Here is a 15,008-nt window from a genome sequence, read left to right as displayed (position 1 = left end):
TAAATGGCAGAAAAAAATTATCGTGCGTCCACAGGTGTGGATCAATTTTATTACGCTGTACTAACAGAAACAGGAACATCATTAATTGAAGGTGACGTAGAACGTGTGGAATTCCTGCAAACTATTACTGTAGAATTACCTCAAGAAATTGTCAGGGCACATGGTGACAATAAAACTGCTGAATTAGCAGTATCAAACGGTAATATTTCGGTAACTTCATCTTTCCACAAACTCCCTCTTGTGGACAGACAGGTGCTTTTAGGCTTGGAAACAACAACTGATGGCCTTGCTGCATTCGGAAGCAGCGACAATCCACCTTATGTTGCATGTGTATTTGCAAAAACACATGAAGATGGAAGCCGCGAATGGGTAGGGCTGCCTAAGGGTATTTTCACCCGTCCTTCTATCAATGGACAAACGAAAACAGACAGTGTGGAATTTCAAAGTGATGAAATCTCTGCAGAGTTTATGGACCGCGATGTTGCCGGTTTCAGTGAGGAAAAATCAGTTATTGTCGGAGTGGATGCTAAAGGATCTACTACTACAAGGGACGCGTTGTTTCAGGCTGTGTTTGGCACGACATACCCAGCAGTACCAAGTGTGTAAGGAGGGATAGATTATGGCTAAATATGAAGCAATTGCAGCCTTCCGCGATTCTGAGGACAAGGGCAGAACGTATCATAAAGGTGATCGTTACCCTTTCCCGGCAAATAAAAAAATCAGTGCCAAGCGCCTTAAAGAATTGTCATCAAGTGATAACGGCCTTGGATATCCAGTTATCAAAGAAGTGAAAGATGAAAGCGGGGAGTAGCATTGCTACTCTCTTTTCTTAATTAATTTATGGGAGGAAAATCAAAATGGCTAACTTAAAAAGAAACATGATTGAGCTTGTAACTGATGTAAAAGAAGGGGAACTGGTTACAAAAAAATATCTCACTCCACCTTTTATCCCTTTGACAGTGGTTTATACAGCAATTGATCTAATAAGCGAAATTGAAAAAGAAAACAAAGCCAGTGAAAAGGATTTGATTGATAAGTTGATTGACTTTGTGGCTAAAGACCTTTACAAAGAACAATTTTCGAAAGATGAACTTATCAATGGCCTTCATGCTCCGGATGCAATTGGCGTGCTGCAGGCTCAAATTATGTTTATTGCTCAAGGTCAGCAGAGTGATGAAACAAAAAAGTTTTTAGAGAAGAAGAACTGAGTGATGCTGACTTTAGTTACGAAAAACAAAAAGAATACTTAGACAATCTAATCCTGAAGTTGATGAAGGATGGGAAGGACATAAATGAAGTGCTTAATATGCCCTATCACTTTGTAATCGAAATACTACGGGAAGAGAATAAACCTAAACAAGAAAAGTCTTTAATCTCGGCGTTTGGAGGTTAAGGGCTTTTTTTATTTGTAGTCAGAAAGGAGGGCAAAAATGACTGGAAGAATACAGGGTTTATCAATTGAACTAGGACTCGACACTCTAAGGTTAAGTAGTGGATTGTCTGATTTAAGATCAAGATTATCAACCGTAAACAGTGAAATGAGGGCTAACCTCTCAGCGTTTGATCGCGGTGACAGGTCTATCAATAGATATCAAACAACCCTTAATGGGCTAAACCGTAAAGTGCAAGTGCAACGAGAAATCACAGCAAGAGCTTTAACAACCTACGAAAGAATGGTTCAAGAGTTCGGAGAAGGATCCAGAGAAGCCGAAAGGGCTGCCAGACAATATAACAATCAGGCAGCAGCTCTAAACAACCTTGAAAGAGATATTGAACGTACTACTGAGGAACTGGAACGTTTGCGCCGCGAACAAAGAATTGCTGAATCGGGTTGGGGGAGAATGGGAACATCCTTAACAAATGTTTCAGGGCGAATGATCACTGCAGGGCAGAATATGCAAAATGTCGGCAGTAGTATGAGAAATTCATTTGGAATTGCTACGGCTGCAGTAGGTGGTTTTTTTGTTTTAGCTACCAAGAAATCAATGGATTTTGAAGCTCAATTATCCTCTATGAAATCAGTCATGGATCCTCAAGAGGCTAAAGAATTTGGTGGAGAGTTAGAAAAACTGGCTATTACAATGGGAGCTAAAACAAAATATTCAGCACTAGAAGCCGCCCAAGGCATAGAAGAATTAGTGAAAGCAGGTGTCTCTGTTACAGATATACTTCAAGGGGGACTTGAAGGAGCTCTTTCCTTAGCTACTGCGGGCGAACTGGAATTAGCTGATGCGGCTGAAATTGCTTCCACAGCCCTGAATGCCTTTAAGGATGATGGACTCAGTGTATCAAAAGCTGCAGATATATTAGCAGGTGCTGCTAACGCGTCCGCAACCTCAGTTGGAGAGATAAAGTACAGTTTAGCTGCAGTTTCTGCGGTTGCATCTGGGGTTGGTTTGACTTTTAAAGATACCTCAACAGCCCTTGCTGTATTTGCACAAAACGGGTTAAAAGGATCCGATGCCGGTACGTCACTCAAAACTATGCTCTTGCGTTTATCCCCACAAACTAAAGCTGCTTACGAGGCATTTGATCAGCTTGGATTATCATCTTACAATACGACAGCTGGATATAAATACTTAGTTAGCAAAGGGCTCGAACCAACGGGGCGGCATGTAGAAGATTTAGAAAAAGGGTTAATGAAATTAACCGAGCAAGAATTAGGTGCAGGAGCAAGTAAGGCAGAGCTGAAAAAACGTTACGAGGAAAACCTTCAAGCGTCCGGGTTAATGTCCAGTGCATTTTACGATGAACAAGGCGAACTAAAGTCAATGGCAGAAATAGCCGGCCTGTTACAAAACTCTATGAAGGACCTTAACGATGAACAAAGACAGAACTACTTAAATACAATGTTTGGCTCAGATGCCATTCGTGCCGGTAACATCCTCTTTAAAGAAGGGGCTAAAGGAATTGAACAGATGGCTGCTTCTATGGATAAAATTAAGGCAGCTGATGTGGCCGCAGAAAAACTAAATAACTTAAAAGGGCAAATGGAAGAGTTAAGCGGAGCAGCCGAGACGGGATTAATTTCATTGGGGAGTGCCATAACCCCTCTTGTGAGTAAAGTGGTAGTTGTGCTGCAATCTTTAGTGGATAAATTTAACTCTTTGTCTCCAAAAATGCAAAGCACCATTGCCATAGGTGGAGTATTAACAACTGTTTTTTTAGCTTTAGGTACGGGTCTTGGAATCATGCTCACTATATTAGGTGGGGCTATAAGTGGATTAGGTGCATTGGCGGGTGCATTGGCTCCTGTAATGACAAGTATTGCAAGAGCGGGTGGATTACTCAAATGGCTAAGGCTGGGCTTAGTAGCTTTTACTGGTCCAATTGGATTAACCATAGGCGCACTTACACTATTGGGAACAGGATTTGTAACACTGTATGCTAAGTCTGAGACATTCCGAGAAGGTGTAAATCAGTTATTTGTTAAGATAAAGCAATTGGCATCTGATGCACTGAAGGCTTTACAGCCGGCGATTGCTGCAGTGGTTAAGTTTTTTCAAGATCAGTTAGCTGTTATTCAACAATTTTGGCGAGAAAATAGTTCAACTATCTTGGCTGCACTTAAAAATATCGGTAGCTTCATAAAGGTAATTATGGATGGGATTTTAGCAACGATAAAATTTGTCATGCCGTTTATCCTGGTCATTATTAAATCTGTGTGGGGCAACATACAGGGCGTAATAAAAGGTGCCCTAAATGTAATTATGGGTGCTGTTAAGGTGTTTGCAGGACTGTTTTCTGGCGACTTCAGCAAGATGTGGGAAGGCTTAAAACAGATTTTTACGGGCGCAATAACCTTCATTTGGAATCTTATTCAGCTATCTTTTTACGGAAAACTGCTATCAGGTGCAAAGGCATTCTTCACTCCATTTAGAGCCGGGTTTACAAGCTTGTGGAATAGCATAAGATCAATTTTCACTACTGTGATAAATGCAATCATTAACTTTGTGAAGGGCAGCTGGGCGAACCTCAACACTATAACAACCTCTTACTTCAATCTTATGTTTAGGTTTTACGGAACCATCTGGAATGCTATTCGGAATGTTTTTACGACTGTGATTAATGGCATATTTAATTTTGTAAAGCAAATATGGTTAAGCCTAAGTAGTAATACGACTTCCATTTTCACAGTGATTAGAAACACACTCACAAGCATTTGGAACAGTATCAAGAACAGCATCACAAGTATAGCAACAGGAATTTGGAACAGCGTTAAGTCAACTTGGAACAACGTTCTGACAACTACTACAAATGTTTTTAGAGGCGTATACAACACTGTTAACACGCAGTTTACAAATATAATAAACAGAGCGAAAGAACTACCGAAAAAGATCGGTGACGGCATCGGAAGCATGGCCAGCAAGGTAAAAGAGGGAGTCAACAAAGTAGTAAACAGCATGGCCGGAACTCTTGGAAAAGGTATCAATGGAGTGATCGGTGGGGTTAACTGGGTTTTAGATAAAATAGGGATTACTTCAAAGGTTTCTGAATGGCCTGTACCGCAATACGCTAAAGGAACAGATGGGCATCCTGGTGGATTGGCTATAGTTGGAGATGGAGTAGGATCAAATGCTGGAGAAGAATTGATTCAAACGCCAGACGGAAAGCAATATTTGTCTCCTAACAAGCCATCATTAGTTAATTTACCAAAAGGTACTCATGTCTTATCTGCAACGTTAACAAAGCAATTATTCGATGTTCCTAAGTATTCTTGGGGGACATTGAAAGGTTGGGCTGCTAACGCGTGGTCCAAAGGGAAAGAAGCTGTCTCAAACATAAAAGACACTGCTTTGGATGTCTGGTCTTACATTTCTGATCCTGGCAAGCTCTTTAACAAAGCTTTAGAAACATTTGGTGTACAACCGCCTAACATGCCGGGAATGCTAAAAGGAATTGGTACAGGTGCTTACAACAAAGTTAAGGATTCAATGAAAGAATGGTTATCAAAACAAGTTGGCTCCATGTTTGAAGGTGGTGGAGGATTCGGGGGCGGCACTGGTGGCAAAGGTTGGCCACCTCCATTTAGGTTAACTTCTCCATTTAACCCAACGCGCCGACATCCAATAACAGGGCAGATCAAGCCGCATAGAGGGGATGATTGGGCTGCACCTACCGGGACACCTATTCCTGCACAGGCAGCTGGTAAGGTTTCATTCAGTGGATGGGCGCGGGGCTATGGAAACCTCATTAGAATCGTTTCTGGAGCTTTTGAAAGGTACTACGGACATAATCACAGGAACTTGGTAAATGTCGGGCAGATTGTAAAGGCTGGACAAACCATTGGTCTTACTGGTTCAACCGGTGACAGCACAGGGCCACACGTTCACTACGAGGTTCGTAAAAATGGCGTACCTATCAATCCAAGAGGTTTTAAAACTGGTGGACTCATTAAAAAATCTGGATTGTACCCTATTGCTGAAGGTGGGCATCCTGAATGGATAATTCCTACTGATCCAAGCAAGCGCACCGACGCCATGAAACTTCTGGCACTGGCCGGCAAAGAGATACAGGGCAACAAGCGGCCACATCAATTGCCTAATGTTGGCGGCGGCGGCAGTGACAATGGTCTGCTGCAAGCCGTTTTGGAACAAAACAAAATTTTAATGGCCTTATTGCAAAGCAGTAAAAACATTGAAATGAAACCTGTATTATCCGAAGGCGATATCGGAAAAGCTGCAGAGCGCTACGATGCAAGACAATCTAGTAAACATTCAGTCTACAGCGGAAGGGTGGCCTTTTAATGTTTAAAATTTATGATTTAGCTTTTAATCCTGTTGCCCTTCCTGTGGACCAATGGGGCAACGGATTTAAAGGGCTTGATATCAATGTCTCTTCTGTCGGACAAGATGTGACCGAACACACTTTACCAGGAGTGCCTGGCAATATAATCACTGGATATCGGGATAATGAACGCGAAGTCAGCATTACAGTAAGTTTGAAGAAATATGAAGCAAAAGAGTTTCGCAAAAAACGTGATGAAATTTATGCTTTTTTTAAAAGGCTGGGCACCTTTTATGTTGCTGAAACACAGCAGGAATATAAGGTCTTGAAGGTACGTGTAACAGATTCTTTCAATCTGGAAAGGCCGGAAAACGTGAGGACTTTTGCCACTGCGAATATCCCCTTAAAGATTATAGGGCAACCATATTGGCTTAGTCTATTTCGGAGCAAACAAATTACAGAGGATCTAGCTTTCAGCTTGGGGATTGATGCCTCAAAAGCTGTGTATGAACACAGCAATAAGACAACCTTTAATATTTTTAATCCGGGTACGGTTCCGCTTAAAACGATTCAAGAAACAGATAATTGTATTATCACAATTGATGTTAAACAATCGGTTACAAGCTTCAGAATTTATGATGACACAGGACGTCATTTTGAATATAACCCAGCCAAACAAGCAAGTTGGGCTTTGGTGTCGAATAACAAAATTGTCTTAAATGGTCACTACATGACGATGAACAATACACCGATTATGGACAGAACAAACAGATATTTCTTTAACCTACTCCCCGAAGATAACCTATTTAGGGTTGAAGGATTATCAACTTACACAATCAACTTTGATTTTCGCAGCCGGTTTTATTAAAAAGGGGGTCGTAATATGTATAAAGTATTTGATGTTGTTGTCGATACCATGCAGAAATCGAAACACAACAATATTGTAATCAACACCAATGACTTAAAATCAGCCAAGTTGAATATAACGATCAATCAGTCATTGAGGCCATTTGTTCTAACTGGCGCCACAGTAAGGATTGCCATTGTTAAACCTGACGCGAAAACGGTATTTCAAGATTGTACTATCACTGATGCGACAAAGGGTAAATGCGAAGTAACTTTAAATTCCCAGGCTTATATTATCAAGGGCCTTTATGTAGCAGAAATTATGGTTTATATCGGAAGTGACAAGGTTGCGGTTACGGGAACTTTCACTTATTCCGTTCAAAAAGGAATTTTAAGCGGTTCAACTTTAGAGAGTACGAACGATTGGCAAGCTATTAATAAAGCTATTGTGGATGCAGAAGGAATTCTTAAAGATATCCGCGAAAAAGGAACAGGAGTAGATGCCCAAGCAAGGGATCAGCTCCAGTCTGTTAATGTACAGTTGGCGCAAAAGGCGAATCAAAGTGATGTTATTAGAAAAGGGTATGGAACATTAAATGATTTTGACGAGCCTACAAGAGCGACTATTCAAGGTCTAGCGCCTGGACAGATAAACGCTGTACTTGGAGAGAGGAATGTTAAAACACCTAACCTAGATGATAAGGCGGTTACACAAGGTAAAACATCCTTCGCAAAACAAGGGAAAAATAAATTTGATGGGGCATTTACAAAAGGTGTCAACTTAACAGGTACTTACCCAAACGTATACTATGATGATTTCAATTTTCCCAATCCGTTCAGTATAGTATTCAAAGCAGAAAGAGCAATATCGTATACAATATCAAAATCGAATGACACTGACCGATTTACTGTAGCTACTTTTATAGGTAAGCCCCAAAGGAATCAATCACCTGCTAGAGCTATCAATGCGCCTACAAATCTAGTCAACTCTGTTACCGTTACTTTGCAAGGGAGTGAAGATTATATTGTTATTACTGTTTCCTCCAATACACAAAGTAAAATCCCTGCATGGGTGCAAATAGAAGAAGGTTTATCAGCAACTTCTTTTAGTGGCTATGACAATGTTAAGTTTAACCTAACGGACAGCATTGAAGAGAAAGATTTAAAAACAAATGCGGTCACGGCTAGAACTGTTGATTTTAGCGCTATGAATAAACTAGGGTTGGTTTTAGGTTCTCCCGAAAAGCTAGAAAATGAATTGAATAGATTTGAACAAATCAGCAACACAAGCAATCCATTCACATTTAACGGTATTAAATCGGTCACATTTGGCAACAGCATTTACTTTGACTGTAATATAGTTCCTAACAACGTAAATGGTATTTTAAAAATGGAAGAAAATATTAACATGATTTTTAAAGTGGATGTTCCAGATGGTGATTATAATAATGTCGAAATTTATATTCGTAACCACAGAGATAACCTTAATTTATCAACATCTACAAAGTACGCTGAATATATAGGTGATGGTTATTACAGTATCCCTAATTACAAAGTCATCGAAAATCGAACTCACCGAGTTTTTGTACGAAATATAGGTGGGAATCCAAACAAAAAAATTAAAGATATTTTTATTTCAACAAACGGAATCCCCTCTAGAGGTGGAATTGTTGATGAGATTGACAATCTAAAAAAGAGAGTTAGCGGAAATTCACTTACAAGGTACGTAGCGCCTAATGGGAATGATAACAACACAGGAGCAAAAAACTCTCCTTATCTGACATTCCAAAAAGCGATTGACGAAGGGGCTACTAAGATTATTGCTCAACCAGGCGATTATGTAGGGCAACGGTTACTCGCTAATAGTATGGACAACTTAACGATTTTAGTTGATTCTCCTGTGACTAGTCAGGTGAAGCCGAAAGCACGAATAGTTAATGCGTTAGATTTATCGTTGTCCCATGATGCGAGTGTTGATTTGTTTACTGCTAACCTAACAGTGAATGCCTCAAGCAATTGGCACAAGGTGTTTGTCTCTAAAGAGTTAACGGGCGAAAGAACTGGACTTCAATCTGTATCGTATAACGCTATTTTATGGGAAACAAACACAGGGAGCTATGAGTTAGATTATAAAATGGTTCCTGTTTTAACATTAAGCGCATGTCAGAGTACAGAAGGAACGTTTTTCTTTGATGGCTCGAAAGTTTATGTTCACCCTAAAGGAAAGACAATTACAAACAAACTCTTTAAACGATTAATTAACGAAGAAGATCAATGTGTTCATTTACAGAGCATTAACTCAGTATTAATCGAGGATTTAGAGGTTTCGTTTGCTGCAGGAGTAAATATTCATACTGAGGATTGTTTAGATACAACCTTCAGAAGTGTAGATGTAGCTTACTCTGCATATAGTTCAGGTTTTACACCAAGACGAACTAACGGGAACTTTTATAATTGTAAAGGATATAAAAATAATGCTGATGGTTTCGCACCAGTAGCTAATGGTAATACCAACTTCTATAACTGTTTTGGGATGTATAACTATGATGATGGACTTTCACACCATGACGGATGTACAGGTGTTATAGAGGGTGGAGAGTACCATCACAATGTAAAGGGCGGACTTGCACCTGCACATGGCGCACAAGTAGATTTATTTAATGTTATTTCTCACAATAACGGTCACGGTATATACGCACAAGCAAGTAGCGATCGACCTGTAGGAAGAAAAGTAAGACATGTGAATGTTGTGACATATGACAATAGATATGGAATTAGCGTCCAAAATTATCATGTCGTTGCGTATAACTGCAAGCACGAAAATAATCAAACGCCAGTATGGATAAGAGACGTTGGTGATCCAAAGGATAGAAGTTTTATTGAACTGTAGGATGAAACTGCGCAGTAAGCAAAAATTGAAAAATGCATAAAAAAGAGCAGCCGGATCACTCCGATTGCTCCTTTTTAAGTTCTAAAACGTCATTGATTTGACAATCCAAGACTTCACAAATTTTAGCCAAGTTGTTTAAAGGTAATCTAGCTGTTTGGTTTCGACACATTTCATTAATTGATGGCTGACGAATTCCTGTTAATCGCGAAAGTTCATGTTGTGACATCTGCCTTTGAGATAACAATTCATCCAGGATAAAAATCACCTTCATAAAATAATCGCTCCTTTTCTGTTGATACGTTAATCGTATTATAGTATACTCTGTTTATCAATACGTTATACGTATTAAATATAGAGGAGGAGTAAATATGATTAATGATACTGCCCGCCTTGCCACTGATCTTAATGTTGTAATTAGCACACTTTCTCCTGATATTGACATGCATAAACTTGAAGTGCGTTTAGAAGAAGTTTTAAGTAATTATGAAATTCATAGGAAAACTCAGAAAGACATTGTAAATGATTTAGCCGACAAGATTGAAGTATTCCTTTCGTCAAGAAAAATTGAAGGTCTTTCAGATCTTACATTAGATGGATATAAAATTGAACTGAAAAAATTTGCTGAGCATGTAAATAAGCCGGTAGTTCAAGTTAACACATCCGATATTCGTAAATACCTGGCTCACAATAGCAAATGGATGATGAGCACTGTGGACAGAAAACTATCGGTTATTAAAAGTTTTTTTGGTTGGCTAGTTAGAGAAGAAATGCTGCTACGTGATCCTTCAGCTAAAATAAAAGCACCTAAAAAACCTAAAAGGTTACCGAAAGGATTGTCTATTGAGGAGCTTGAAATAGTAAGAGAGTCATGTCAAACAGTCAGGGAAAGAGCACTAATTGAAGTGATGTATTCCACCGGATGCCGGCTAAGTGAAATACGAAATATGAAAAAGTGTGACATTAATATTCAGGACATGAGCATACTTGTAATCGGAAAAGGTGATAAAGAACGTATCGTTTATTTAACATTTAGAGCTTTACATCAGTTAAGGAAGTACTTAAAATCACGCGATGATGATTGCCCGTACTTGTTCATTACAGAGCGAAAGCCTTTCCGTCAACAGAGCAAAAGGAATATTGAACGGATTGTCGATGTAATAGAACAACGCTCTAAAATAGCCAAGAAACTTACCCCACATACTTTTAGACACACCTTTGCTACACTTGCTATGGAAAATGGAGCAGAACTGACGGATGTGCAGCATTTATTGGGGCACGAGGATCCAGCGACTACTTTGGTGTATGCTCATGTTACTGAAGAAAGAAAGAAGCAGGCACATAAGCGACATATTTTATAGCAAAACAGCAACACGGAAAGAAGGTGATGCAATGTACAACGCTGGACAAACAGCTGTTTTTGTAAAGGATTTAAAGGGCACTGAATACCCAGCAATAGCAACTGTCAACAGAAAACGGAGAGTAAACGGGCAGCGTGAAATCACGCTGTCTTTTTTGTACACAGAAATCAACAAAGACTTTATGAAGGATTTGGAGTTTGGCTGGAAAGTACTATTTAAGGGTGATTGGTATACAATCACTCACCCTGGCTACGAAACTGACGGTGATCACATGAGTGTAAGTGTGACAGCCGTCTTGAGCTTTTTTGTAGTGATGAATGGTTTTTACCACCAAGACAAAGCATCAAACAAGTCAATGACACCTTCAGCTTATTTTGAAGAAGTATTCAGCGGCACAATGTACAATTACTCCATCATTAGTCCACTTGCTGCTAACACATTAAATTATGAGGACAATCAAAGTAAAACTGCACGTTTTCTCTATGGCATAGACAGGTATAAATCAGAATTTGAAGTTGCCGGCAATATGGTCTATATCAAGGACATGATTGGCTATGACAAGGATGTTATCCTGCATGAGGACTTGAATGTGAAACGTATTCGGATAGAAGTGAACGCCAGCGGTTTTCACACTTGGGCTAAGGGATATGGAGATTTGCCGGAAGATGATCCAGAAGGTGATTATCAAATAGAGGTTGAGTATCGTTCACCTCTTATTGGCAAGTACGGAGCCATTGAGGGACCAGCCTATAAAAATGGCAACTTTAAACATAAGGACAATCTCATTGAGGCTGTAAAAAATCAAGTTGATAATAGTTATAGCATATCCACAGAGATTGATGCTGTGGACCTAACACAGAATGGCTACCCTGAAATGGTTTTTAATGAAGGAGACCGGATATGGTTGTATGTCAACCGTCTTGATCTTAATCAACAGGTCCGAGTGATGGAAGTTGATGAAACCTTTGATTGGGAAGGTAATATCATTGACGTTCGTTACACACTTGGAAATGAAGGAATTGCTTCAAGGTATAAAACACAGCAGTATGACACCCTGAAGGACTTCCAGGACATTGTAACCGGCAGAAACCCTATCAAGTACGATTGGCTACCTGGTGCCGTCAAGAGAGCATCTGAGATTATCAATGGCAATAAGGACAGTCTTTTTCAGTACCATGCAGGTGAGATTATTGGTATCAATCAAAGTGATCCTAACGGATATATGCGTTTCAACACTGACGGACTTGGATTTTCACGCGATGGTGGAAAAACGTATCAGAGTGCTATCACCTATGAGGGTATCAACGCTAATGCAATCACTACAGGGCTGCTGAGTGCAAACAGAATCAGAACTTGGGAGCTTGTAGTGGGTGACAACATCGCAATGGGACCTAATGCAATAATCTCGTGGGGGCAAGTGTATGACAGACCTTCTGCCGAACAATTAGGTGCTATGCCGATAAAAACTTACATTGATGAAACAGGCGTGTTCACCGGTATGGTAAGGGCTAACAGATTGATTGGTGACACTTTCCTTGTCGGTAATGGGGTAACAACAACTAAACTTGAACTGTACACCAGAGACAACGGAGCACACTATATTAGGTCTGACCAAGCAGCAGGTTTCCGCATTGAGTCTACTGGTTCCTTATCCTTTAAAGCATCAGATATTAACGGTATTTTGTTTGAAACTATTGCAAAATTCCGTTCAGGTGTTGTTATAGATCGCGCTGGATATGATCTACAGGTGGATGCAGGGGCAGTATTTAATTACTATTCAAGGTTTTACGGACTTGTGGAAATACATTACGGTGGATTTAATGTATATGGAACTTCTTACTTTGGACAAACAGTTACAATGTCATCCGGATTAAATGTGTATGGCTCTATAGGATCACTTGGTTCTATTTCGGCAGATGAAAGCTTGAATACGGGTAGCGGGACATTTGGTTATATAAGACATAGGTCAAACCAATCCACATATATGAGACTAGGATCAGACGGATTAACATTCTATGTGGCAGGAACATACAAGCAAAGAATTTCATCCATACCAAAAAACAGGCTTGATACAGAGGTTGATGAAAGCGGGAAATACATCACCTCAGAAAAATCGTTCATAGCTTCCTCTGTGGCTTCACTACAGCCAGTCCTGCAAGACTTGATTCAAATAGATGTTTCTGGCCGGGCAAAAGTTTACTTGAATGATAACTTCAAAAATTTTACCGGTTGGTATGAAGTCTTTGCCAGGGGTGGAGAGGTAATTGAAATATATGAAGATCATTTTGTGATTGAAGCAGATGGAACAGTCACCTGCTTAATTGTAGGTGTGGAAAACAGAAAAGAAGGCATTAGAGGCTACGATATCGGATATGAAGTCTTGGATGTATGCGGTTGTGAAGAAGAACCTGTGGGATGGCAGCAATCGAAAGAACAAACTGAAATCCCTATCTTTGAGCAACCGAGAATCGAAAAAATAAAAATATGAAAGAGGTTAAAACATGGAACAAAATCAAATCCAAATCAAAGATGCTAACAGGGTTATTCAAAAGTTAACAATGCAAGCTGCTAATTTAATTCAACTGAATGCATTACTGTCTGCTAAAACTGAGGAACTTGAAGAAGAAAATACGTTGTTGAAGAACCAAATAGATGAAGTAAAAAAGGCTAAATAAGCCTTATTTATCTAGGGAGGTGGTATATGTAAGTATAACCTCTTTCACAGAAAATATAGAGCCATAGGGGGGAGCGAATTGGAGGAGATGGACATGCCACATCGCTTGGACAACCATGAAGAACGTATTTCAGCTTTAGAACAGAATTATGGAACTTTGTCCTTAAAGATCAATGACCTTGAAAGAGGGCAGTTGGACATGAAAAACACTTTGCTCACTGAATTTAGTTCAACAAAGAGCATGCTTAATGATCAAAACGCAATGAACCAACGGTTACTTGAGCACATGTATGGCATTCAGACAACAAAGATAACTAGCAAAAAAGACATCATACTTGGGTTGGTGGGTGGCGGTGGAATTGTCGGAGTCTTGATTGGGATTGTAGCCTTTTGGGAACAAATATCGAACGTATTTGGAGGATGATAACATGATTAACTGGAAAGTTAGATTTAATAATAAACTGTGGGTTGTGTCCTTTGTGTCACAACTTTTTATTTTGGCCCAAGTTTTATTGGTGGGGGCCCATGCAGCCGGCATTACGGATTTTCAACTGACAGAAGCCATGAGAGACTGGGTGTATTTGCTGGTAAATGCCATCTTTGGGGTGCTGGCTACTCTAGGAGTTGTCCAGGATCCAACCACAAAGGGACTGCAGGACAGTAACCGCGCCTTAAAATATGATGAACCAAGAGAGGGGTATTATTTATGAAGATTATTTTAGATGCTGGACATGGCTATAATACGCCTGGTAAAAGGACACCTGATGGATCTATGCGAGAATGGGAATTCAACAGCCGCGTTACAGAAATTGCTAAAGGAATGTTGGAACAGTATGAGGATGTACAGGTGCAATTCTCTCATGATCCAACAGGTAAGATTGATATTCCTCTCGGCAAAAGAACTGAGCATGCAAACAGATGGGGTGCTGATGTAGTTGTATCTGTTCATGCCAATGCATTTGGAGAAGGAGGATGGCACAATGCTGAAGGAGTTGAAACCTTTGTGCACACTTCACCTTCTGAACAGTCCCTACGAATTGCTAATGCCATTCACAAGAGATTAGTTGCACAAACGGGATTAAGGGACAGAGGTGTTAAAAAAGCAAGCTTTCATATGGTACGCGAAGCGAAGATGCCGAGTGTGCTACCGGAATGTGGATTTATGACAAATAGGAATGAAGCAGCATTATTAAAGACTGAACCGTACAGATTGTCGTGTGCTGTTGCAATAGTGGAAGGTCTTGTGGAAGTTTATAAACTTAAAAGAAAAAGAGAGGTGAAAGGCGTGTCTATTACTCCAACAAAATCAGTAATTAAATTAACTAATCCACAGAAAAACGCTGTGACTTTCTTAGAAAACAAAGGAATTGTGAAAAAAGGATATGCTGAAGAGATTTATGATGAATCTCAAGTTCTGCTAATCTCAACACTTACACAGCTTATCAAGAAAATTGAATCCGGCGAGATCAAAGCCAGGTAACTAAAAAAGCCCTTCTCATAATCGAGAGGGGCT

14 protein-coding genes are annotated in these 15,008 nt (G+C 39.8%); 13 read left to right on the top strand and 1 reads right to left on the bottom strand.

Features of this window, described 5'->3' with window-relative positions; all coding sequences use genetic code 11:
- Nucleotides 1-3: 3 nt before the first annotated feature.
- From GJU40_RS01535 to GJU40_RS01510, 7 genes are all read left to right on the top strand, one after another.
- Nucleotides 4-606: a major tail protein gene (locus GJU40_RS01535; RefSeq protein ID WP_154305982.1), complete on the top strand. Its 603-nt coding sequence runs from the start codon at nt 4-6 to the stop codon at nt 604-606.
- A gap of 13 nt (nt 607-619) precedes the next feature.
- A complete protein-coding gene (locus tag GJU40_RS01530; protein WP_154305981.1) occupies nt 620-811 on the top strand; it encodes a hypothetical protein in 192 nt (63 codons plus the stop codon).
- Between the two features lie 46 nt (nt 812-857).
- Entirely contained in the window at nt 858-1,208 is a 351-nt protein-coding gene (gpG, locus tag GJU40_RS01525) for a phage tail assembly chaperone G (RefSeq protein ID WP_154305980.1), read from the top strand.
- 62 nt (nt 1,209-1,270) lie between these two features.
- Nucleotides 1,271-1,393: a phage tail assembly chaperone GT gene (gene gpGT / locus GJU40_RS21460; RefSeq protein WP_425481183.1), complete on the top strand. Its 123-nt coding sequence runs from the start codon at nt 1,271-1,273 to the stop codon at nt 1,391-1,393.
- Nucleotides 1,394-1,430: 37 nt separating this feature from the next.
- A complete protein-coding gene (locus GJU40_RS01520; protein WP_154305979.1) occupies nt 1,431-5,747 on the top strand; it encodes a phage tail tape measure protein in 4,317 nt (1,438 codons plus the stop codon).
- Nucleotides 5,747-6,595 (top strand): phage tail domain-containing protein, encoded by an 849-nt coding sequence (locus tag GJU40_RS01515; protein WP_154305978.1) that lies wholly within the window; start codon nt 5,747-5,749, stop codon nt 6,593-6,595. Before GJU40_RS01520 ends, GJU40_RS01515 begins: the two co-directional genes overlap by 1 nt.
- 15 nt (nt 6,596-6,610) lie before the next feature.
- Entirely contained in the window at nt 6,611-9,463 is a 2,853-nt protein-coding gene (locus GJU40_RS01510; RefSeq protein WP_154305977.1) for a BppU family phage baseplate upper protein, read from the top strand.
- A 55-nt stretch (nt 9,464-9,518) separates the two neighbouring features.
- Here GJU40_RS01510 and GJU40_RS01505 read toward each other — a convergent pair whose 3' ends face one another.
- The gene (locus tag GJU40_RS01505) at nt 9,519-9,734 is read right to left on the bottom strand and encodes a helix-turn-helix domain-containing protein (protein WP_154305976.1); all 216 of its coding nucleotides are present in this window, start codon (nt 9,732-9,734) and stop codon (nt 9,519-9,521) included.
- 97 nt (nt 9,735-9,831) lie between these two features.
- On the opposite strand from GJU40_RS01505, the gene xerA reads away from it, so the two are divergent.
- From xerA to GJU40_RS01475, 6 genes are all read left to right on the top strand, one after another.
- The gene (xerA, locus tag GJU40_RS01500) at nt 9,832-10,821 is read left to right on the top strand and encodes a site-specific tyrosine recombinase/integron integrase (protein ID WP_154305975.1); all 990 of its coding nucleotides are present in this window, start codon (nt 9,832-9,834) and stop codon (nt 10,819-10,821) included.
- 31 nt (nt 10,822-10,852) lie between these two features.
- The gene (locus GJU40_RS01495; RefSeq protein ID WP_170289296.1) at nt 10,853-13,309 is read left to right on the top strand and encodes a phage tail protein; all 2,457 of its coding nucleotides are present in this window, start codon (nt 10,853-10,855) and stop codon (nt 13,307-13,309) included.
- Between the two features lie 13 nt (nt 13,310-13,322).
- Nucleotides 13,323-13,496, top strand: coding sequence for a hypothetical protein (locus tag GJU40_RS01490; RefSeq protein WP_154305973.1), 174 nt, complete (start codon nt 13,323-13,325; stop codon nt 13,494-13,496).
- 78 nt (nt 13,497-13,574) lie between these two features.
- A complete protein-coding gene (locus GJU40_RS01485) occupies nt 13,575-13,919 on the top strand; it encodes a hypothetical protein (protein WP_154305972.1) in 345 nt (114 codons plus the stop codon).
- Nucleotides 13,920-13,923: 4 nt separating this feature from the next.
- Nucleotides 13,924-14,205 carry a phage holin gene (locus GJU40_RS01480; RefSeq protein WP_154305971.1) on the top strand — a complete coding sequence of 94 codons (282 nt, stop codon included), beginning with the start codon at nt 13,924-13,926 and terminating at the stop codon, nt 14,203-14,205.
- Entirely contained in the window at nt 14,202-14,975 is a 774-nt protein-coding gene (locus GJU40_RS01475) for an N-acetylmuramoyl-L-alanine amidase family protein (protein ID WP_154305970.1), read from the top strand. Before GJU40_RS01480 ends, GJU40_RS01475 begins: the two co-directional genes overlap by 4 nt.
- Nucleotides 14,976-15,008: the final 33 nt, after the last annotated feature.

It is taken from the genome of Metabacillus lacus, from assembly GCF_009674805.1.
GTDB lineage: Bacteria > Bacillota > Bacilli > Bacillales > Bacillaceae > Metabacillus_C > Metabacillus_C lacus.
The sequence above is the reverse complement of the archived record's forward strand: the minus strand, read 5'-3'. Positions and strand labels throughout refer to the sequence as shown.